This window comes from Sulfurimonas sp., from assembly GCF_047622445.1.
GTDB lineage: Bacteria > Campylobacterota > Campylobacteria > Campylobacterales > Sulfurimonadaceae > Sulfurimonas.
Genome location: NZ_JBLHOE010000058.1, coordinates 1 through 21,821, shown reverse-complemented (window position 1 = coordinate 21,821; position 21,821 = coordinate 1). Strand labels below are relative to the sequence as shown.

At 33.6% G+C, this 21,821-nt stretch carries 18 protein-coding genes; 10 read left to right on the top strand and 8 right to left on the bottom strand.

Going from position 1 to position 21,821, the window contains the following annotated elements; all coding sequences use genetic code 11:
* The 5 genes from ACI9TV_RS12250 to ACI9TV_RS12230 form a co-directional block, all read left to right on the top strand.
* Positions 1–514: cytochrome-c peroxidase (locus ACI9TV_RS12250; protein WP_415251095.1), on the top strand; the 514-nt coding region annotated here is incomplete at its 5' end.
* Positions 514–3,015 carry an EAL domain-containing protein gene (locus tag ACI9TV_RS12245; protein ID WP_415251094.1) on the top strand — a complete coding sequence of 834 codons (2,502 nt, stop codon included), beginning with the start codon at positions 514–516 and terminating at the stop codon, positions 3,013–3,015. The genes ACI9TV_RS12250 and ACI9TV_RS12245, both read left to right, overlap by 1 nt.
* 2 nt (positions 3,016–3,017) lie before the next feature.
* Entirely contained in the window at positions 3,018–4,013 is a 996-nt protein-coding gene (locus ACI9TV_RS12240) for a flavin monoamine oxidase family protein (protein ID WP_415251093.1), read from the top strand.
* Between the two features lie 77 nt (positions 4,014–4,090).
* On the top strand, positions 4,091–8,602 hold the full coding sequence (gene gltB, locus ACI9TV_RS12235) for a glutamate synthase large subunit (protein ID WP_415251092.1): 4,512 nt from the start codon (positions 4,091–4,093) through the stop codon (positions 8,600–8,602).
* 1 nt (position 8,603) lies between these two features.
* Positions 8,604–10,067: a glutamate synthase subunit beta gene (locus tag ACI9TV_RS12230; protein ID WP_415251091.1), complete on the top strand. Its 1,464-nt coding sequence runs from the start codon at positions 8,604–8,606 to the stop codon at positions 10,065–10,067.
* Between the two features lie 66 nt (positions 10,068–10,133).
* Here ACI9TV_RS12230 and ACI9TV_RS12225 read toward each other — a convergent pair whose 3' ends face one another.
* A complete protein-coding gene (locus ACI9TV_RS12225; RefSeq protein ID WP_415251090.1) occupies positions 10,134–10,256 on the bottom strand; it encodes a hypothetical protein in 123 nt (40 codons plus the stop codon).
* A gap of 392 nt (positions 10,257–10,648) precedes the next feature.
* Between ACI9TV_RS12225 and ACI9TV_RS12220 the strand changes: the two genes are divergently transcribed.
* Together ACI9TV_RS12220 and ACI9TV_RS12215 are read left to right on the top strand one after the other, a co-directional pair.
* Positions 10,649–11,251, top strand: a complete 603-nt coding sequence (locus ACI9TV_RS12220; protein ID WP_415251089.1) for a hypothetical protein — start codon at positions 10,649–10,651, stop codon at positions 11,249–11,251.
* A 12-nt stretch (positions 11,252–11,263) separates the two neighbouring features.
* Positions 11,264–11,773, top strand: a complete 510-nt coding sequence (locus tag ACI9TV_RS12215; RefSeq protein ID WP_415251088.1) for a flavodoxin — start codon at positions 11,264–11,266, stop codon at positions 11,771–11,773.
* 190 nt (positions 11,774–11,963) lie between these two features.
* On the opposite strand, the gene ACI9TV_RS12210 is transcribed toward ACI9TV_RS12215, so the two are convergent.
* The 7 genes from ACI9TV_RS12210 to ACI9TV_RS12180 are packed head-to-tail and all read right to left on the bottom strand — an operon-like array spanning position 11,964 to position 17,614.
* A complete protein-coding gene (locus ACI9TV_RS12210) occupies positions 11,964–12,194 on the bottom strand; it encodes a hypothetical protein (protein WP_415251087.1) in 231 nt (76 codons plus the stop codon).
* Positions 12,195–12,215: 21 nt separating this feature from the next.
* Positions 12,216–12,941, bottom strand: a complete 726-nt coding sequence (locus tag ACI9TV_RS12205; protein ID WP_415251086.1) for an EAL domain-containing protein — start codon at positions 12,939–12,941, stop codon at positions 12,216–12,218.
* A gap of 9 nt (positions 12,942–12,950) precedes the next feature.
* Positions 12,951–14,198 carry an NnrS family protein gene (locus ACI9TV_RS12200; RefSeq protein ID WP_415251085.1) on the bottom strand — a complete coding sequence of 416 codons (1,248 nt, stop codon included), beginning with the start codon at positions 14,196–14,198 and terminating at the stop codon, positions 12,951–12,953.
* A complete protein-coding gene (locus tag ACI9TV_RS12195) occupies positions 14,198–14,935 on the bottom strand; it encodes an ATP-binding cassette domain-containing protein (RefSeq protein WP_415251084.1) in 738 nt (245 codons plus the stop codon). The genes ACI9TV_RS12200 and ACI9TV_RS12195 overlap by 1 nt, the downstream gene beginning before the upstream one ends.
* Entirely contained in the window at positions 14,923–15,705 is a 783-nt protein-coding gene (locus ACI9TV_RS12190; protein ID WP_415251096.1) for an ABC transporter permease, read from the bottom strand. Before ACI9TV_RS12190 ends, ACI9TV_RS12195 begins: the two co-directional genes overlap by 13 nt.
* Positions 15,689–16,660, bottom strand: a complete 972-nt coding sequence (locus ACI9TV_RS12185) for an ABC transporter substrate-binding protein (protein WP_415251083.1) — start codon at positions 16,658–16,660, stop codon at positions 15,689–15,691. The genes ACI9TV_RS12190 and ACI9TV_RS12185 overlap by 17 nt, the downstream gene beginning before the upstream one ends.
* Positions 16,661–16,669: 9 nt before the next feature.
* On the bottom strand, positions 16,670–17,614 hold the full coding sequence (locus ACI9TV_RS12180; protein WP_415251082.1) for a transporter: 945 nt from the start codon (positions 17,612–17,614) through the stop codon (positions 16,670–16,672).
* Between the two features lie 385 nt (positions 17,615–17,999).
* On the opposite strand from ACI9TV_RS12180, the gene ACI9TV_RS12175 reads away from it, so the two are divergent.
* The 3 genes from ACI9TV_RS12175 to ACI9TV_RS12165 all read left to right on the top strand — a co-directional run.
* A complete protein-coding gene (locus ACI9TV_RS12175; RefSeq protein ID WP_415251081.1) occupies positions 18,000–19,358 on the top strand; it encodes an imelysin family protein in 1,359 nt (452 codons plus the stop codon).
* Positions 19,359–19,362: 4 nt separating this feature from the next.
* The gene (locus ACI9TV_RS12170; RefSeq protein WP_415251080.1) at positions 19,363–20,730 is read left to right on the top strand and encodes a di-heme oxidoredictase family protein; all 1,368 of its coding nucleotides are present in this window, start codon (positions 19,363–19,365) and stop codon (positions 20,728–20,730) included.
* 18 nt (positions 20,731–20,748) lie between these two features.
* Positions 20,749–21,821, top strand: a 1,073-nt coding sequence (locus ACI9TV_RS12165; protein ID WP_415251079.1) for an imelysin family protein, incomplete at its 3' end; no start/stop codon positions are given.

Below are 21,821 nucleotides of genomic sequence, written 5' to 3'. Positions count from 1 at the left end.
CAAAGAGCATTTTAAGAAGATATATAAAGATGGAATTACAAAAGAAAATATTGTTGATGCTATAGCAGAGTTTGAAAAAACACTAACGACTCCAAATGCACCGTTCGATAAATATTTACTTGGTAATGAAGATGCAATAACACAAAAACAAAAAGATGGCTATAAAATATTTAAATCAAAAGGGTGTATATCTTGTCATCATGGCATAAATATTGGCGGTAACCTATACAATAAATTTGGTCTTATGAAAGATGCTCAAAGTAAAAGACTAGGTAAATACGATGTTACAAAAAAAGAAGCCGACAAGTACTATTTTAAAGTACCATCTCTTCGTAATATACAAAAAACAGCACCATATTTACATGATGGAAGGTATACTAACTTAGAAGATGTAGTGAAGTTTATGGCGTATTATCAGCTTGCTCGTACTATGTCTGATGAAGAGGTTGATAAGATTGTAGCCTTTTTGCATTCATTAAATGGTGAAATTCCTGAGATTGCTAAGGTAAAATAATGTTTATTGATTCTATGAAAAAATTTGATTTAGTAACAAAACTTTTACTTTTATCTATCTTAGTGCTCATTTTACTTTTTGGGTACCTTGTTAAAACAAGTAACAGTATTGAAGAATATGATGAATATCATAACTCACTACAGGAAATAGAATTACTTGATAAAGTATTTGATAATTTTTTACTTCAAAAAGCTACATTTATCAATTATGATTATATAAATCAAGATACTACTAATTTTGATAAAAATATCGCCTTCTTAGATTCAGAGGTCTCTAGAAATAAATTTGCCAAAGAATATACTACTATTTTGTTGAAAATAAAAGTTCAGTATAAGAAAAAACTTGAGGATATTGAAACATTTAAATCAAATAATGCATCGTTAATTAATTCTTCGCATTACCTTTTTGAACTCAATAAAATTATACAAAATGATTTTAGCTTGGGAATAAATATAGCGAGTGCCAGTAATCAAACCTTATTACTCTTGATGAAGTATAATCTCAATAACTACATTGATAACAAAGAACTAAATAATAATCTCAATTCATTAAATCGATTTTTGAAAGAGAGTCAACACATTGAAGTTGATTTATTTACGACACATGTTTCAAAAAATATAGGTCGTATTACAAAGTTAATGAATATTGAGAAATCGCTAAACAAATTACATTTAATGAAACAAATAAATGAACTACATAACTTTTTAGATATTGCTTATAAACATAACCTTCTCATTGAAAAAACTATAACTGTAATATTTTTTGTAGTTGCATTAATCATTTTATTTGTATTGTTAATGATGTACCAACGCTCATTAAAAATTAAAGATGAATTGTTCGGGTTTAAGTCAGCAATTGAAAACAGTGATAATTCTATAGTTATAACAGATATAAATAAAAATATTACCTATGTGAACGATCTCTTTGAAAGAGAAACAGGATATAAGAGAAAAGATATAATTGGACATAACCCTAGAATACTAAAATCTGGTCAAATGCCTCAAAAGCATTATGATGAACTTAATAAAAAACTTGATAGAGGTGAAAAATGGGAAGGAGAATTTGTAAATATTAGAAAAAATAAATCTATATATTATGAAAAAGCTTCTATCATACCAATATTTTCAAATGATAAATTAGTAAGTTATTTGGCAATTAAACTCAACATTACAGAATATATTGAAAAAAAACGTGAAGTGGAATTTTTGGTATATAATGATGCATTAACATCTCTCCCAAATCGCAGTAGTATTGAAGAGCATATCAAACGTCAAATAAAAGTTGCCAAACGTAATAATACAAAAATGGCTGTTCTTTTTCTTGACTTAGATCGTTTTAAAATTATTAACGATACATTGGGACATGATGTAGGGGATGAAATCCTCATAGAGAGTGCAAAACTTATGAAGCAATCTTTAAGAGATTCTGATTTGCTTTCACGTGTCGGTGGGGATGAATTTATCATTATGTTAGATACGATTGACGATGAATACTCTGCTGCACAAGTGAGCAGAAAAATATTGGCTCTTTTTTCAGAACCTATCCAGACAAAACAACATAGTTTACGTATAACTTTGAGTATAGGAATCTCGATTTTCCCCGAGGATGGAAATGATTATAAAACTATATGTAAGCATGCAGATATAGCTATGTATAAGGCAAAGGAAAGTGGAAAAAATACTTTTAGGTATTACAAAAAAGAGCTCTCCACTCATGTTGAAAATCGTTTGAACATGGAGCAATCACTTATCGCTGCACTCAAAAAGAATGAAATTTATTTAGTATATCAGCCCCAATATAATCTTAAAACAAAAGATGTTGTTGGTTTAGAAGCATTAGTACGTTGGGAGAGTGATACATTAGGTAATGTGCCACCTGATAAATTTATCCCTATTGCTGAAGAAACAGGACTCATTGTAGAACTAGGACTGTATATATTTAAACAAGCATGTAATGATTTTCTAATATATAAGCAAGTTTCTAAAACATTGAAAACTATTTCTATCAATATATCAGCTATACAGTTTCAAGAAAAAACAATAGTTGATAATTTACTAGAAATTACGCAAGAAGTTGGCATAGAGACAAAATCAATTATGTTGGAAATTACAGAAACACATATTATGAGAAACATTGCACAAAGTATGTCGATTTTAAAAGAACTTAAAGAAAGTGGTTTTGCTATTTCGATTGATGATTTTGGGACAGGGCATTCATCTTTGAGTTACTTGAAAAAATTTCCTATTGATGAACTTAAAATTGACAAATCTTTTATAGATGATATTATAGATGAGAAAAGTGATGTTGATATTACAAATGCCATTATTGCTTTGTCAAACAGTTTGCATTATGTTAATGTGGCAGAGGGGATAGAGACCTTAGTACAAGAAGAATTTTTACTCAAAGCAAACTGCTTGATTGGACAAGGATATTATTTTTCTAAACCAAAGAAAAAAGAAGATTTAATCCAATTTTTAAACCACATTAATACGCAAAGTTAGATATGAAAAAAGAACTATTTATTGTTGGGGCAGGGATTAGTGGCTTGTACTTAGCATCATTGTTGGAAGATTATTATGAAATCACTATTTTAGAAGCAAGAGATAGAATAGGTGGAAGAGTCTTTAGTATAGATGGACATGATATGGGACCCTCATGGATTTGGTCGCATCATAAACAGATGCTTGGCTTACTCAACTCGCTGGGTATTAAGGTTTTTGAACAATACAATAATGGTTGTGCATTATACGATACCAAAGACAAAGTAGAACTTTTTAACCCACAACCTTCACCAGTATCTCTGAGAGTTGATGGAACGCTTTCTCTCCTTATAGACAAACTTTACCAAAATCTTAAACGTACAAAAATAATCTTAAATGAAAGAGTTGAGTTTTTGAATAATCTAGATGATATGGTTGACATAAAAACCAACAAGTCAATATATAAAGCTGATAAAGTCATAGTAACTTTACCTCCACGTTTAGCCGCACACTTAGAATATAAACCTGAATTAAGTCCTAAAGAGAGGCTGAAACTAACGCAAACACAAACTTGGATGGGAAATAGTGCTAAATGTGTTGTGACATTTCATACATCTTTTTGGAGAGATAAAAACTTAAGTGGATTTGTATTTTCAAATCAAGGTCCGTTAAGTGAAATACATGACGCTTCAACAAAAGATGAAGCTGCACTTTTTGGATTTCTGAGCTCCTCTGCAGATATGAAAAATCTAGAACAAAATGTATTATCGCAGCTTGAACGTATATTTAGCATTACAAAGGATGATATACGTAGCATTTATTTCGTTGATTGGAGAGAAGAAAATCTTACTGCGACGAAAGATGATGCTAGGCCACTTAGAGAACATCCAAGTTATGGGATTGACATAGAACACTTTAACGGTAAAATACTTTTTAGTGCAACAGAATATTCTTATGAAGAGGGAGGCTATTTGGAAGGTGCTCTCATAAGAGCGAATCAAATAGCAGAGAGCTTATGAATAAATATTTAATTATTCTTTAGATATTATTTCATTAATAATCATCCGCCAATATACATTACAATTAAAGGGAATAAATGAAAGCTGAGTATTTACCAAAAAAAGAAGGTCTTTATGACCCAGAGTTTGAGCATGATGCCTGTGGAGTAGGCTTTGTAGCTCATCTAAAAGGTGAAGCTTCTCATAATATAGTAAGTAAAGGTATCGAACTACTTATAAACCTTGAACACCGTGGTGCTGTTGGTGCTGAGAAAAACTCAGGTGATGGTGCAGGTATACTCACTCAAATGCCAGATAAATTTCTAAGAAGAGTTTTAAAAGAAGAGGGCATTACATTACCAGAGTTTGAACACTATGCTGTTGGTGTTGTCTTTTTACCAAGAGATCCCCAAGCTTATTCTGAATGTAAGACTATTATTGAAAACTCAATTATAGAACTTGGACAAGAGTTTCTTGGTTGGAGAAAAGTACCTACTTCAAACGAAATGCTTGGACATACTGTAAAAAATGTTGAGCCATATATTCATCAAGTTATTGTTAAACGCTCAGCTAAACTAGAAGATGTAGATGCCTTTGAACGCAAACTTTTTGTAATCAGAAAATATGTTCAAGCACAAGTTTCAGCTTCACAAACAAATGGCACAGGTTATTTTTATATGCCATCGATGTCATATAAGACTATTTCTTATAAAGGTCAGCTCATTACAGAGCAACTTCCACTTTATTTCCCTGATTTAAGTGAGCCAGATTATGAATCAGCTATCGCACTTGTTCATAGTCGTTTTTCTACAAACACTTTTCCTTCATGGCCTCTTGCTCAGCCTTTTAGATACATAGCTCATAATGGTGAAATAAATACCCTCAGAGGTAATATTAACTGGATGAGAGCAAGACAATCTATGCTTAAATCAAAACTCTTTACGGACGATGAATTAGATAAAATTTATCCTTATCTTATTAATGAAGCAAAAGGTTCAGACTCTTCTGTTTTAGACAATGTAATAGAGCTTTTAACCCTTGGTGGTCGTCCTCTCCCTCATGTTATGATGATGATGATTCCAGAGGCTTGGAAAGATGAAGAAATGGATGAACAACGTCGTGCATTTTATGAGTACCATGCAACATTTATGGAACCATGGGATGGTCCTGCATCTGTAGCATTTACAGATGGAAAATATGTTGGGGCAACACTTGACAGAAATGGTCTTCGCCCATCACGCTACTCACTTACAAAAGACAACATTCTTGTAATGGCGTCTGAACAAGGTGCTTTAGAATTTCCTGCTGAAGATATAGTTCTTAAAGGAAGACTCCAACCCGGAAAAATGTTCTTAGCAGATTTAGAACAAGGTCGTATAATTAGTGATGATGAGATTAAAGCAAATATCTCTGGAATTCATAATTACGCTGAGTGGATAGCAAAACAAAAAATTAACCTTGATGATTTAAAACTAAACAATGAAGTAAAACAGCCAAATCATGAGACTATATTACAACGTCAAAAATGTTTTGGTTATACAAAAGAGGATTTAAAAGTAATCCTTACTCCAATGGCAAATACAGCTTACGAAGCTACAGGTTCGATGGGAAATGATGCATCACTTTCAGTTCTCTCTAATGCTTCTGTTAACTTATATAACTATTTTCATCAGCTATTTGCTCAAGTGACAAATCCTCCAATTGACCCAATTAGAGAAGAATCTGTTATGTCTCTTATCTCATATATAGGACCACAAGGAAATCTTTTCCAAGAGGTAGATGAAGATAGAAGATTTATTAAACTAGAATCTCCAATTTTAACAAATGAGCAGTTCGAAAAGCTTAGTGGTGTTAATGAATTTAATTTTCGTGCTAAAAAGATTAGCATACTTTTTGACTCTACAAAAGTGGGAGCAATGGAAGATGCCCTAGACTCTGTTATGAAGCAAGCTAGTGACGCTGTTAAGAAAGGTTATGAAGTAGTTATACTCTCAACAAGAGGAATATCTTCAGAGCTTGCTGCGATCCCTACATTACTTGCTACGAGTGCTGTTCACCATCATTTAATTACTCAAGGTATTAGAACAAATTGTGGTTTAGTTATTGAAACTGGTGAAGCAAGAGCAGTACATCATTTTGCTACGCTTATAGGTTATGGTGCAAATGCTATTAATCCATACTTAGCATTTGAGACTATTGAAGATATGCGTTCTCGTAAACTTATAGATGAAAACATTTCGCATGAGCAAGCAGTACAAAATTACATCATTGCAATTGGTAAGGGTATCTATAAAGTAATGTCGAAAATGGGTATTTCAACTATCAGTTCATACACTGGAGCTCAGATTTTTGAGGCTGTTGGACTTTCTCAAAATTTAGTAGATAACTACTTCAAAGGAACACCTACTCGTCTTGAAGGTATTGATATTGGGACTCTAGAAGAAGAGACTCTTCTTTGTCATACTATCGCATATCCTCGTGAAGTAGTTGAAGCAAATGATTTACCAGTTGGTGGACACTTTGCATATCGTGAAAGAGGAGAGAATCATCTCTTTACTCCTGAGACAATTCATTTACTTCAAAACTCCACAAAATCAAATAACTACGATACTTACAAAAAGTATGCAAAACTTATAAATGAGCCTCAAGAAAAGTTTATAACACTACGTTCACTTTTAGACTTTAAAGGTCAAGCGCCTATTGACATTAGTGAAGTAGAATCAGTTGAGTCTATTATCACTCGTTTTGCAACTGGTGCTATGAGTTATGGTTCTATTTCTGAAGAAGCACACACGACTCTTGCTATTGCGATGAACTCTATTGGAGCGAAAAGTAATACTGGAGAGGGTGGAGAAAATGCATCTAGGTTTGGGACGAATAAAAACTCAAAAATTAAACAAGTTGCATCTGGACGTTTTGGAGTAACTGCAAACTATTTACTTAACGCTGAAGAGATTCAAATTAAATTAGCGCAGGGTGCTAAACCCGGTGAAGGTGGGCAACTTCCGGGACATAAGGTAGATGAGATAATCGGTAAAACTCGTCACTCAACTCCAGGCGTTGGACTTATATCTCCACCACCACATCATGACATTTATTCTATTGAAGATTTAAAACAACTTATTCATGATCTTAAAAATGCAAATGTAAAAGCTCGTATAAACACGAAGCTTGTTTCAGAAGTTGGGGTTGGTACTATTGCGGCTGGTGTTGCAAAAGCGCACTCAGATGTTGTGCTTATTTCAGGTTTTGATGGTGGAACTGGGGCTGCAGCACAGACATCTATAAAGCATGCTGGTCTTCCTTGGGAACTTGGTCTTGCTGAGACGCATCAGACACTTGTTAAAAATGGTCTACGTTCTCGTATAGTTGTTCAAACAGATGGACAGTTAAGAACTGGTCGTGACCTTGCTATAGCTACATTACTTGGCGCTGAAGAGTGGGGAATTGCTACAGCTGCACTTGTTGTTGAAGGGTGTATTATGATGCGAAAATGTCATCTCAATACCTGTCCTGTTGGAATTGCAACACAAGATAAAAGCTTACGTGCTAAGTACTCAGGGAAGCCTGAACATGTAGTGAATTATGTGAAGTTTATGGCTGAAGAATTACGAGAAGTAATGGCGGAACTTGGATTTAAAACTATTAATGAGATGGTTGGTCGAACAGATAAGCTTAAAGCTCGTGAGGGAATTACGCACTATAAAGCAAAACATCTTCAACTTGAACGTCTCTTACATAGAGTTCACCTAAGTAGTAATGACACTGCGTTTAACACAACTTCTCAAGACCATGGATTAGATATTGCACTTGATAATAAACTTATAGAGTTAGCACAGCCAGCGCTACAAAATAAGACTAGAATTAAAGAAGAAGTTAATATCCGTAATGTTAACCGTACAGTTGGAACAATGCTATCCTCAGAAGTTACTGCTAAGTATGGTGAAGCAGGTTTAGCAGATGATACAATTCACTTTAAAGCAAATGGAACTGGTGGTCAAAGTTTTGGTGCATTTGTAACGAGTGGTATTACTTTTGAGATAGAGGGTGATGCGAATGATTACTTTGGAAAAGGTCTTTGTGGAGGTAAACTTATTCTTTATCCACCACACAATATCCAGTACGAAGCAAATGAAAATGTAATTTTAGGAAATGTGTCTTTTTATGGTGCAACAAGTGGGGAGTCTTACATCTACGGTTTAGCGGGTGAGCGTTTTGCTGTACGTAACTCAGGTGCTAAAGTAGTTGTTGGTGCTATCGGCGATCATGGTTGTGAGTATATGACAGGTGGCCGTGTTGTTGTTTTAGGTGAAGTTGGTAAAAACTTTGCAGCTGGTATGAGTGGTGGTATCGCTTATATTTATGATGAAAACAACTCTCTTTCTCAGCGTATAAACAAAGGAAGTGTTGATCTCGACAGAGTTGAAACACCCGAAGATGAGAATGAATTAAAATCTATGATAGAAGATTATGTGAAATATACATCTTCTAAAGAGGCTAAAGAAATACTTAGTAACTGGGACTCTTCAAAGAAAAGTTTCATTAAAGTTATGCCGGTAGATTACAAAAGAGTTCTCAAAGAAAAAGCTGAACAAAAGGAGGAGGTGTAAGATGGGTAAAGTAACAGGGTTTCAAGAATACAAACGCCAGAACTTCTCACTCGCTCCAGTTTCTGAGCGTATTCAACATAATCTAGAGTTTACAACTCCTCCATCAAAAGAGGAAGTACAAACCCAAGCTGCAAGATGTATGGATTGTGGTATACCATTTTGTCATAGTAACTATGGTTGCCCAGTTGGTAATATTATCCCCCATTTTAATGATCTTGTTTATAAAAATGATTGGGAGAGTGCATTTCGCTCACTTATGAGTACTAACAACTTGCCAGAGTTTACTGGTCGTATTTGTCCTGCCACGTGTGAGAGCGCCTGTGTCCTTGGGATTAATGAAGATCCAGTAAGTATCAAAGGTATTGAGTATTCTATCATTGAAAAAGCCTACGAAGAAGGCTGGATGAAAGCTCAAATACCAAAAGTATGTACTGGTAAAACAGTTGCTATTGTTGGTTCTGGTCCTGCGGGTCTTAGTGCTGCAAACCAACTTAACAAAGCTGGACATGCTGTAACTGTGTATGAGAGAGACAAACGTATTGGTGGACTTGTTCGTTATGGTATTCCAAACTTTAAACTTGATAAAAAAGATGTAGTGCAACGTCGTGTTGATATTATGGCAGAAGAGGGTGTAGAGTTTATTACTGAAGCTCACATCGGTGTAGATATTTCTCTTTCATCGCTTCAAGAGAAGTATGATGCAGTGATTCTCTCAGGTGGAGCATCTCTCCCTCGTGACTTACCAATAGATAATCGTAATGCAAATAACATTCACTTTGCTATGGAGTTTTTATCTCAGTGTAATTCTCGAATAGAAGGTGAAGAAATTCAAAAAGAAAATGAGATTCTTGCAACAGATAAACATGTAGTAGTTATTGGTGGTGGAGATACTGGTAGTGACTGTGTAGGTAACTCTGTTCGTCAACATGCTACGTCTATCACGCAGATAGAACTCATGCCTCAAGCACCGCTAGAGAGAACTGATGATATGCCTTGGCCAACATACCCAAGAGTATTTAAACTTTCTTCTTCTCAAGAAGAAGGCTGTGATCTTGACTATAACATTCTCTCAAAATCTTTTATCAAAGATGAGAACAATAATGTTACAGGTATTAACTGTGCAAGAATTGAATGGGAAGGTAGAGGCTTTAAAGAAATACCAGGAACTGAGTTTATACTCAAAGCTGACATCATTTTCTTAGCAATGGGATTTCTAGGGCCTGAACAAACGGGAATGATTGAAGAACTAAGTCTTGATACTGACTCAAGAAGTAATGTCGCGACAAATAACTATGAAACTTCTGTAAAAGGAATCTTTAGTGCAGGTGATATGCGTAGAGGCCAGTCACTTGTAGTTTGGGCAATTTATGAAGGACGAGAATGTGCAATTGCAGTAGATGAGTTCTTATCGCAAAAGACCACTCTTCTTAATGCAAGAAGCAAGTCTCTTTATCAAAAAAACTAATTATATTTTAGAGAATGAGGTTTAATTACCCTCATTTTCAAGTAACTTTTTAAATCAAAAGTATACTTATACTTTTGGACCTCTCATAGCATCTTCGTACTTGTTAAAATCAAATTTTTCACTCGTTTTCTCAGGGATGATTGCAAAAATCAATAAAAAATAGTCCCAAATTTTAGATAAAGTTTTCATTCTTAGCTACCTTGTTTTAATCTATTTATCTATTCTATCATAATCTAATGCCAAGTAGTTAATATAATTACAGAGTGAAAATTATAATATGATACTGATTATCAATATAAACTAAAATTAAGTTTCTACCTGTATTATTACAATAACGATTATCAATAAGGAGCTAGATGGTACAAAAAAATAAAATAAAAAATGAATAATATAAATGAAGATACATAAAGTATTATATTGTTCTTATATATCTTATGAAGAACATGCCTATGTTGATATATAAGTGAAAAACTCAAAGATAGTAAAAATAATATTCTCCTATTATAAGCTAAACAATAACTATATAGGTTCACATCATACATAGTAGTGAACCTGTTTTACATGAAAAAAGGAAAGAAAGAATGCGAAAGATTGGTTTTGCAAAATATAAAAATAAAACAAAAGAAATTTTACCAAAGACATATAAAGTTGAAGAAATAACATGCCAACGTAGAATGTTTTGTACAATGATAAATCAGTATTTATCCAGACATGCACAACTGAATTTGAATAACAATCATATCTATAAAAATAGTTTACTACATATCTTTGAAGATAAAATTATGTCATTTTTTCAGTTTTATAAATTTAGACCAGAAAGATCTCAAAAAATAGTAAAAATTTATTTAGAAGACTCACTACTGTTTAATCAGTACTTCAAGCAAAGTCAGAATTTTAAAATGCGTTACATGAGTAAAAGTATATATTTTAATTCAGAATTTAAAATGCTACTTGGATATATACATCCTGTAAACGATCTTATCCAACTTATTTTTAATGCTAAAGAGACTGAAATGATGCTTGATTTAAACGAAATTTTTACAAGAACTATTTACAATCGTATAAAGCAGGAAATAAATAAAACACTAACTCTTGATTCACCATACATACATATAAACCAACATGGAGTTACTACAAGATTGCATCAAAAGTGGATAAATCTTAACCCTCTCATTTATAAATAAGAAGGAGAAAAAATGTCAAAAATAGGTTTATTCTATGCAAGTTCAACAGGAAATACAGAAAAAATTGCACAACTCATTAAAGAAAAAATGTCGAATAATGAAATAGATTTACATGATGTAGCGGAAGCTGTGGATAATGCAATGGAGAAGTATGATTTAATTATCATAGGTGTTTCAACTTGGGGTGAAGGAGAGTTGCAAGATGATTGGGAAGATTACATTCATAACCTAGACAGTATGAACTTTTCACAAAAGACAGTAGCTATGTTTGGCTTAGGTGATCAAGAAGAGTATTGTGATAATTTTTTAGACGCTATGGGAACTATCTACTATAAAATACTAGAGCATGGTGCAAATGTTATAGGTGCATGGAGCACAGATGGGTATGATTTTGATGAGTCTACAGCACTTAACAATTGCGAATTTGTTGGTCTTGCCCTTGATGAAGATAATCAATTTGATTTGACAAATGAAAGAGTAGATAGATGGATAGAGCAAATCACTCCGTATTTTAATAAGTAGTGATTCAATATAGTACGAGGAGTAAAATGAAATAAACACAATTATAAGAGCTTACATTTTTAGTTTTCATATAGATTTACCAAGGTACGAGAAAACGAGCGAACTGACATTTATATCTTTTCTTATTGGAAAATCTACTAATTGCCTCATATTATATAATGAGGCAATTATATTTTAGTCCACTTTTTGATTACTCACTGTATTGGAGTAAGCAATAATACCAATCTTCATTTATATACGTATTATCTTCAATAATGGTTATTTCAACCTTTTTTGACTTAATAGATACATCAATAAAATCTATGCATTCTTCTGGTATGTTGAGTACGTCAACAGCGTAGTCATAAACTAAATCAGTCATCTCGAAATCCTTCCATGTGTACTGATCATTTAATTCTTTGATGATAAAATAGGTAGGCATTTTTTTCCTTTATATTATTAATTAAATATTTTCTTTGTTCCATATAGATATAAATTGATCCTCAAATAAATATCCTTGAATATAATCAACTCCAGCACTTTTGGCTATTTGTAAATCTTTTTGGGTTTCTACTCCTTCTAATATCGTGTATTTAAAATTAGCTTTTGCGTACTTCACCATACCTATTAAAATTTCGATATATGAACTTTGAGTCTTAATGGATCTGAGAAAGTGAATATCAAATTTTATGTAGTTTGACTTTTCTAATAATGAGGAAAAAAATAAGCTATTAGGTTTACCAAAATCATCATAGGCATAGGATAGCTTATACATATCCATCCACTCTATGAAGTGCTCTATATCCTCTACGCTCTCTTCATCAGAGTTCTCTATAATTTCAATCGTTATATCTTCGTGTTTTTGAAATAATCCAACCCAAAATTCAATTTGATTTTCATGTATACAAATATCTGGGTCGAGATTTATAAATAACTTTTTATCAATGACTCTATGTTTTAATTGAAATTTTTTTAAGACACTCTCAACATAAAAAAATAAATTCATATTTTCATGGATAGTTTTAAAAAAAATATCAGGAGTTACATTTTTATCTTTATACATAAATCTACTTAACGCTTCATAAGCGACAATATTCATGTTCTTAATATCTATAATTGGTTCATAAGAAACACCGTAATTACCTGAAGCCATAATAGAGCTAACGTCATTTATACTTAAATTTTGCATACTATATCTTTATCCTTTTATCCCATCTTTTCGTGGTAAAAGTAGGAAGTTCGAAAATACTTTTATATAGAGTATGAAGGGAATAGTCCAAATAATAGATGAGTAAAGGTACATTTCCATCATATATTCTTCAAAAAATGGAATTAAGCCTCTCATAAAAGTAGCAACAATAATGAGACTAACCATCAAATGAGTAGAAATACTATATGTTAAATGTCTTCCTGTATGAACCCAAGCAATAATAATCATAACGACTATATACGAAAGCCCTATTGCCCCACTTGTAATGAAATGTCTGAAGTGATGTACACCATCAATATTTGGATTGAGTAAGTCCCAGCCCATAAGAGCATAACCTAAAAAGAACATGACATAGATAGAAGCAAGATAGAGTACATAGGGCTGATTGAGTATAAAAGCATCTTTGAGTTTGTACTCACTTGTTATACCAAGTATAGCAGCAGCAGCTGCAAAACCTAACCAACCTAAAGCAGAGTTTTGTGGATAGAAAAATTCAACTACAGTAAAAACTATGACGGTGAAGATAGCTAGGTTTGTTTTTGGGGGACGAGATATGAAAATATCATCAATTCCTTTATCCTCCATCAGCTCATTAATAGCTTCCATATTTACACGACGAAGGGCTAAAAGGATAAGTATAACTATAGCACCAAGAGCAACTTTGAGTATGTCCATAGAGGGTGTAGTCACGAGATTAGCTTGAGATGCAAAGAACCAAATTTCAATAATAAAAAGACTAAGGGCTGCATAGCCTATAGAAGCATGACGTTGGAGAGGATCCAGCACAGCATCTTTTGCAAACCAAATAATCCATCCAAGCATAGAAAGATTTAAAAATGCAGCGACATACACACCAACATAATCAATGAACCAAAAACTAACTCGTCCTGCTATCCAAAGGTATATAATGTATTTGAGACGTTTTCCCACAAAAGGAACCATACCTGGAAAAAGCTCAGGGAGTCCAGTTGTTAAAAATGCTAAAAGTCCCGCTGTTAAGATTCCAAAAAGCATCTCATATACATGCCAAGTGAGAACATCGTCCATAAATACAATATTAAGGTAGCCACTCCAAACAAGTCCCCATAAAAGCATAGAAAGAATCATATAGGGTGCTAATAGTAAAAAAGCAGGACGAAAGCCATACGCTAAATAGGGAGGAACATTTTTTTCATCTGGGTAATATAAATAATGGTTTGTTGCATGTGATTTTTCTTCTACGAGTTCTTCTTTCATTATTTTAACTCCAGTTCAAAGGTATTTATAATTTCTGTATCTTGGAGAATTTTTACACTTTGTGTATAAATGTAGCTATCATCCCGTTTACTTTGTGCGAGTTCATAAGAAAACTTTTTCACTATATGTCCTGGGTCTGCTTTGAGTAGAAGGATTTCATCGCTAAGTCGTATAGCTTCCATAAGGTCATGAGTAATATAGAGTATACTAATTTCCTTTTTATCAATCATTTCTATAAGGATTGCTTGAAGTTCTTTTTTAAGTCCAATATCTAAAGCTGAAAAAGGCTCATCAAGAAAAAGAAGGGCAGGTTGTGTGACTAAGGCTCTAGCAAAACTTACACGTTGTTTCATTCCTCCACTTAAATCTTTAGGAAACTTATGAAAATCACTTTTTTCTAAGCCAAACTTGAGAGCTATCTCTTGTGCTTTAGGCATGGCAACTTGCTTTTTTTCTCCACGTGCAAAAAGTCCTAATGCAACATTATCTATAACATTTTTCCAAGGAAGAAGTCGTCCTTCTTGAAAAGCAAATGCACTACTTGAAAAGCTGTTTGTTACGCTACCTTCTTCAACATCAAGTAAACCGGCACAAAGGCGCATTAAAGTAGTCTTACCACCACCACTTGGTCCAACTATTGAAAGAACCTTTCCTTTGTCTAATTGGAAGTTTATATCACGAAGAATCTCGGTGAAACCAAAATGATGATTAAGGTCTTTTACTATTAATCTCTCCATAACTCAACCTCTCTTTTTATGGGTTCTAGTATGATGTACTCTATAATCATAAGAGAAGCTATCATTATAGATACAAGTGCCAATGCAGTAGGAGTATCGAGTTGAGAACGTGATACAGCAAGTAGGGCACCCATTCCATCACTCGTCGCCAGAAGTTCTGCCATAATGACAATTTTCCAAGCCATCCCAAGTCCACTAACCCAAGCTGGAAAAATATAAGAGAAGATATGAGGAAAATATATATCAAGAAATCTCATATGCCAGGGGAGAGAAAAACTCTCCGCCATTTCTTTTAGTTCACCATCAAGAGTGCGTGTTCCTTGTAATGCTCCGACAAATATAATAGGAAAAGAGGCAACAATAATGGTGAAAATCACAGTTTCATCACCCATACCAAACCAAATCATTGCTAAAACAATCCAAGCAATAGGAGGCATACCAACTAGAATACTAACGATAGGGCGACTCATCATAGAAGCTGTTGCGAAGAAACCAGCTAATAGTCCTAGTACAGATCCAAGTAGTAGAGATAAACCAAATCCAACTGATGCACGATAGAGTGTAATATTTATTTCAGTCCATACTGCTTCATTTTGTAGCATTGTCACTAATGTTTGGAAGGTTTCTAGTGGTGAAGGTAAAACAAGGTTCCCATAGATTTGGTTTCCCATATCCCAAAAGGCGATGAAGAGTAAGATGGAGGCGATAGAACTCCAACCACTCCAAAGATAGGAGGGAAAGTCTTTGAGTATTTTAATAATAAAATTTATCATCAGGGAGTTTTCCGCCTATACTCTTAGGATTATTATTTTTTAAAAGCTTATAAAAGAATTCTAAGTCAGTTTTTGAATCTTTAGCACTTACAGCTTCTAACTGAACGTATTCCATGCTATCTGCTACCGCTTGTGGATCTAACATTGGAATGTAGTTTGCAACAAGTTCACCGGCTTCTTGTGGATGATCTTTATACCACTGTAGAGACTTGGCATACTCCTCGTTAAATCTTTGTATAAGATGTGTGCTCTTTTTTCCGATAACGGCCATTCCTGCTTGCGGAATTTTAGACTCAATGTTAAAGGCTTTTCCCCACTCTTGCTGTATATCACTGCTTCTATATAAATCTGGTGCTATGAGTTTAAGAGGAAAGGAATTTGTCTTTCTCAAAGCCATAGAGATAGCTGGTTCTGCTAAAAGTGCATGATCAACTCTTCTCATAATGAGCATTTGCATTGCATCTATCGGTGAACTCAAATATTGTAAGTTAAAGTCTTTTTTTGGATCTAAGCCTTGCTTTTTTACAATCTCTTCAAAAAGAATGTCTGGCATATCAGCACGAAAAGGCATAGCAATGTCACAGCCTTTAAAATCAGCAAGCGTTTTTTTATCTTTATCTCGAGTAATCATCCCTAAAATACCCCATACAGAGACATTGAGAAGTTGTATATCAACACCTCTATTGTAAAGATTTGCCGCTACATTTGTGGGGATAGCAATAAAATCAGCACGATTTCGAAGAGTTAAAGCCCTCAACTCATCAGGATTTTTCCACATAACAAATTCAACTTTATCAGCTAAGTCACTCAGTGCTCCGCTCTCTATCATATGTAAAAGAGGATGTGAAACAGAAGCCATTGGACCACTTAAAGTTAATGTATCTAACTTTTTAAATGCATCAGCATTGAGTGATAATACAAGACCAGTAATTAATATTAATATTTTGAACATTTTATCTCCTTAAAATAAATAACCGATTCTAAAAACAATTCTTTGTTTCTCTAATGGTTGGTATTGGCTAAGATTGTAGTGTGCTAAAAAAGAGACACCAAGACCTAAGTGAAGTTTAGGTTTATCAAAAGGCATGAACTCTATCTCTGGAGTAATGTACCCAACTGTACCACTAAATGCTTTAAATGGTAAAACTGCTTGTAGCATAGGGTTTGTATCATTTCCTATATCTGTTTTAGTATTGTATTTTCCATTGTATTCTATACCTAAATTGACGTTTTTAGTTATAGCTTTTGTGAATGACAAATCATAAGATAACTCATTACCAAAGTCATAGTCATTTTGTGCTAATGGTCTATATGTATACATAGTATGAAAATCGACTCTCATATCTTTGTCAATTATTTTAGATATTCCTAATTCTGCTTTATACTCATATCCACCAGTACCCATTTGTGTGGGTAAAGGAGTATTTACATTGAGTGCAAATGGAGGAGCCTTTTTAAACCCGTCATCCGTTGAGCCTGTTGGAAACTTTATTCCTGCACCAATACTAAGTTGAAATCCATATTCTTTCATGGGAAGAACAACGTATCGAGCCATTACAACTATATCTCCAAGCCCACTATTATCAATCGCAACATCGTTGGGACCTAATTTTGCAGTTGCCTGTATGTCTTTATAAGGCACAATCACTTTAATATCTAAATCTTTACTAACTCCATACGCTAAGCCTAGAAGAGTTATATTTGCTGTTGCATCAAGATTTTGGGCATTAGTTACTTCTTTAGTCCCGTTATACATAGAGTTTCTCTTAATGTATATATTTTTAATCTGCATTTTTAATTTACCCTCAGGCATAGTCATTGCCCCTCCCTTAGAATTTATTCCAGGTATTACTTGTGCATGGATTAACATACTTGTAGCTATTAGAATTAATATGATTTTTTTCAATTTCTTTCCTTTACGATAGTTTAGGAGGAATTGTATTGAGAAATACTTAGGAATTATTTATATTGATAATCATTATCTTTTATAGAGTACTAATATATCACTTTTTTTGAAAGTTTAAATAATGTATCTTTATTGATTTCAGATTATTAGAACTACTTATTTTCTGTACTTATCTATTTATCCTGAGTTACAAAGAGCACACAAGTGAATAGGTGCACGTAGAGTAAGAATAGTGGTAACCTTACTATATATAGAGTAGGTCTATTTAAGGGATGTTATCTCTAAAATAAGCAATAAAGAAAATAGTAATGATTATCAATATAAGAATTATATAAGTTTCTACAGTTATTATTTCAATAATCATTATCACTATAAGGAGTCAATTATGATAAAAACAAAAATTTTAGGTTCTATAGCTTTAACAGCTATCTTAGCACTTGGTATAAGTGGTTGTAGTGGAGGTGGTGGAGATACCGAAACTCTAGGTGGAACAACTACTACTCAAACGGAAGCAACAGGAATTTCTGCAGCGAACAAAACTATAGCGCTCACAACATATGCTAATATCGCTTTAGCCAACTATACAGATGCATTATATGATGCTTCAAACTTAAATACTGCTCTTGATACATTTGTTAGTTCTCCAAATGATACAACACTTCAAGCTGCAAAAAATGCATGGAAGAGTGCAAGAATATCTTATGGAACAACAGAAATTTTCAGACTAGCAGATGGCCCAATTGATGCAGCGGAAGGTTTTGCTGCTACATTTGGTGCACCAGAAGGGCAATTAAATGCTTGGCCACTAGATGAAAATATGATTGATTATACAACAGCTGCAAGCGGAGCTGTAACAAGTGGTAATATTATTGACACTGTTGGAGTATTTACACCAAGTGGCAGTGAAGCTACAAGTGTAGATGTAACTACTATAACAAAAGAAACGCTCTCAGCACTTAACGAAAACGGTGGAGATGCTAATATCGCAACTGGTTATCATGCAGTCGAATTTTTACTATGGGGTCAAGATCAAGATTACAATAGCTTTTTAGATGATACAATCACAAATGGAGCTACGACAGCTGGCTTAAGAAATGTTACTGATTATACTTCAGCTGCAAACGCAGATAGAAGAAAAGATTATTTAGTTGCTGCCTCAGAGTTAATCGTTGATGATTTACAACTTATGGTTGATGCTTGGACAAGTGTTACAGGATCATATCGTGAAGCATTTCTAGCATCTGGTAGTAATGCAATAGCAACAAATACAGCATTGAAGCAAATTTTTATAAGTATGGGAACATTCGTTAAATCTGAACTTGCAAATGAGCGTATGGCTGTAGCTATACTTACTCCGAGTGAAGAAGATGAGCATTCATGTTTTTCTGACAATACACATGTTGATGTAGATAAAAACTACCGTGGTTTTGTAAATGTGCTTAAAGGTGAATACAAAGGAAGTTTACAAGGAACAAGTTTTTATTCTTTACTTCCACAAACGAATAAAGATACTCTTGATACATTTATATCAAGTATAGAAACAAAAATTACAGCAATGAACAATGCTGTAACATCTGAGCACTTTGATTATCAAATTAAAGATGGAAGTTCAAATAAAGACAATCTAGTGAGTATAAAAAATGAACTAAGAGAATTAGGTGATGAAATGGTAACTGTTGCTACTGAGTTTGATATTTCATTAAGTACAGATGATGTAACTGATGCGGATGAAACACAGCTATAGGCTAATGCACAAAGTAACACACTTTATTATTCCAGCAATTTTTTTACTTGCTGGATGTTCTTTTGATACAAAGTCAAAAATTATAATAAAAGAACCTATGGGTGTGCAGTTTACAAAAGATACCTCTAAAAATGCTTTTTCAAAATCAATAGATTTTAAAAGTAATGATTCTATAGATATGCATATACTTGGAAAAAGCTTTTTTACTATTCCTTGGGTGGAGGCTCCAGCAGCTACAACCGCTCGTGATGGACTCGGCCCACTTTTTTCAGCAAATACTTGTATACATTGTCATCCAAAAAATGGGGCTGGAATTGCCACAGATAAAAATGACAAGATAACACGTTCATTAGTCATGCGTCTTTCAATTCCTCATGGAAGCGATGAGGTGAAAATGAAAAATGGTTTTATACCTGAACCAACTTATGGTGGTCAACTTTCTGTCAACGGCACGAGTAACACGCCTTTTGAATCCAGTGTAAATCTTACATATAAAAAAACTATAGGTAAGTATGCTGATGGTTCTACATATGAACTACAAAACCCTACATACACATTATCAAATCTTCAATATGGTCCTTTACATAAAGATATAAACATTGCTCCTCGAATTGGCCTAGCGCTGATTGGGCTTGGAGCTTTGGAAAGTATTGATGAAAAAGACATTTTGAAAAATGAAGATATAGAAGATAAAGATGACGATGGAATCAGTGGTAAAGCTAACTGGGTTTATAACCCTGAAACAAATTCTACTGAGCTAGGTCGCTTTACTTGGAAAGGCGCGGCAGCAACTGTACTTCACCAAACTGCTAATGCAGCACATAATGATATGGGCTTATCTAATCCATTATTTCCAAAACATAATTGTACTGATGCACAAAAGGAGTGTAAAAAGGCATCAAAGGGAAAACATGATTTTGATTTACCTCAAAACAGATTGAACGCTATTGCTTATTATCTTAAAACTTTAAAAATACCTAAACAAAGAATTGGAAAAAACTTTTTTAAAGGTGAAGCAATATTTAATGAGCTTGGCTGTGTTAAATGTCACACTCAAAGTTTTAAAATAGCGGATTCTCAAACAATAAAACCTTATAGTGATTTATTACTTCACGATATGGGAGAGGGGCTTAGTGATGGGCATACGATGTTTAAGGCAAATGCTAACGAGTTCAGAACACCGCCACTTTGGGGAATAGGGCTTTATAAGAAGATGAGTTCAAAAGTTTCACTTCTTCACGATGGTAGAGCTAGAAATATTGAAGAAGCTATTTTATGGCATGGCGGTGAAGCAAAAGAGACAAGAGAATTATTTAAAAAGCTCTCAAAAAAAGATAGAAATTATCTTATTGAATTTTTAAATAGTATATAAATTATATAAGGAGATAGTATGAAAAATATTATAAAAGGCATCGCGACATTTTTAATTGTTGGTATGTTTATTGGATGTAGTAGTGGAGATAACTCTTATGATGGAGAAAATGGCCTCCTAAGCGGAATTACAGATACTACTTCCCTGGATACCTCAATAAACGAAATTTATACGCAGATAATTTTAGAGGATGTAAAATCTGCTTTGGCTCAATCACAAACACTACTTAAAAGAATACAAACTTTAAATGCAAACTCAAGTGTAGATAATCTACTTCAAGCACAAATTGAATTTAAAAAACTTGTTCTCGCTTATAAAAGAGTTGAGGTAGTTTATGTAGCTGGATATAACAGTGACAAGATGAGAGATATTGCTGAATTTTATTTGGAAAATTTTATAAAAGGTTCAAAGTCTCAAGATATCGGTGGAGACCTAGATAGAGTTTTTTCAGGTGAAGCTTCACTTATAGCTAACTCTTTAAAAGGGATTACTGCTTTAGAATATACCCTTTTTGGAGATAATGAAAATATAAGCACTGTAGTTACTAAGATGAAAGGTATAAGACTTACATCAGCTCTTATAATGATAGATAAAATTTCGGGACATTTACTAGAAATACAAGACTACTATGAAAAGACAAGTACATTTGCTTCAGATGGAGAAGCCTCACTCAGTGCTCTTTTAAATGTACTCTCTCAGCAGTCATATAACCTTCGTGAGTTACGTATAGGCGATGCTGCTGGTTTGACTGTTAAATATCAAGGCGACCCATCAGCTACTAGGCTTGAGTATTACAAAAGTTTACATTCATTAGAGTCAATTGAGGAAATTTTAAAGACTTTGAAAACTGTAATGGACATAGGCTTAACTGATATAGCAGCTCTTGGAAACACGAGTTCAGAAGCAGAAGCTATATCTAGTGCTATAGAGGATGCGCTTAATATTGCAAATAGCTATCCCTCAACTTTGGAGAGTTCTCTTAGCAATTCTAGGACTACAGAGTTATATGAGACTACAAGAATTATTCAAAATAACATTACAGCACTTATCAATGGTCTAAACTTCACACAAGATATTATTGATGCGGATGG

Excerpts from the sequence above, each read along its gene's own strand:
- ACI9TV_RS12245 (WP_415251094.1), top strand. The coding sequence starts at position 514 with ATGTTTATTGATTCTATGAAAAAATTTGATTTAGTAACAAAACTTTTA.
- ACI9TV_RS12240 (WP_415251093.1), top strand. The coding sequence starts at position 3,018 with ATGAAAAAAGAACTATTTATTGTTGGGGCAGGGATTAGTGGCTTGTAC.
- gltB (WP_415251092.1), top strand. The coding sequence starts at position 4,091 with ATGAAAGCTGAGTATTTACCAAAAAAAGAAGGTCTTTATGACCCAGAG.
- ACI9TV_RS12230 (WP_415251091.1), top strand. The coding sequence starts at position 8,604 with ATGGGTAAAGTAACAGGGTTTCAAGAATACAAACGCCAGAACTTCTCA.
- ACI9TV_RS12225 (WP_415251090.1), bottom strand. The coding sequence starts at position 10,256 with ATGAAAACTTTATCTAAAATTTGGGACTATTTTTTATTGATTTTTGCA.
- ACI9TV_RS12220 (WP_415251089.1), top strand. The coding sequence starts at position 10,649 with ATGCGAAAGATTGGTTTTGCAAAATATAAAAATAAAACAAAAGAAATT.
- ACI9TV_RS12215 (WP_415251088.1), top strand. The coding sequence starts at position 11,264 with ATGTCAAAAATAGGTTTATTCTATGCAAGTTCAACAGGAAATACAGAA.
- ACI9TV_RS12210 (WP_415251087.1), bottom strand. The coding sequence starts at position 12,194 with ATGCCTACCTATTTTATCATCAAAGAATTAAATGATCAGTACACATGG.
- ACI9TV_RS12205 (WP_415251086.1), bottom strand. The coding sequence starts at position 12,941 with ATGCAAAATTTAAGTATAAATGACGTTAGCTCTATTATGGCTTCAGGT.
- ACI9TV_RS12200 (WP_415251085.1), bottom strand. The coding sequence starts at position 14,198 with ATGAAAGAAGAACTCGTAGAAGAAAAATCACATGCAACAAACCATTAT.
- ACI9TV_RS12195 (WP_415251084.1), bottom strand. The coding sequence starts at position 14,935 with ATGGAGAGATTAATAGTAAAAGACCTTAATCATCATTTTGGTTTCACC.
- ACI9TV_RS12185 (WP_415251083.1), bottom strand. The coding sequence starts at position 16,660 with ATGTTCAAAATATTAATATTAATTACTGGTCTTGTATTATCACTCAAT.
- ACI9TV_RS12175 (WP_415251081.1), top strand. The coding sequence starts at position 18,000 with ATGATAAAAACAAAAATTTTAGGTTCTATAGCTTTAACAGCTATCTTA.
- ACI9TV_RS12170 (WP_415251080.1), top strand. The coding sequence starts at position 19,363 with ATGCACAAAGTAACACACTTTATTATTCCAGCAATTTTTTTACTTGCT.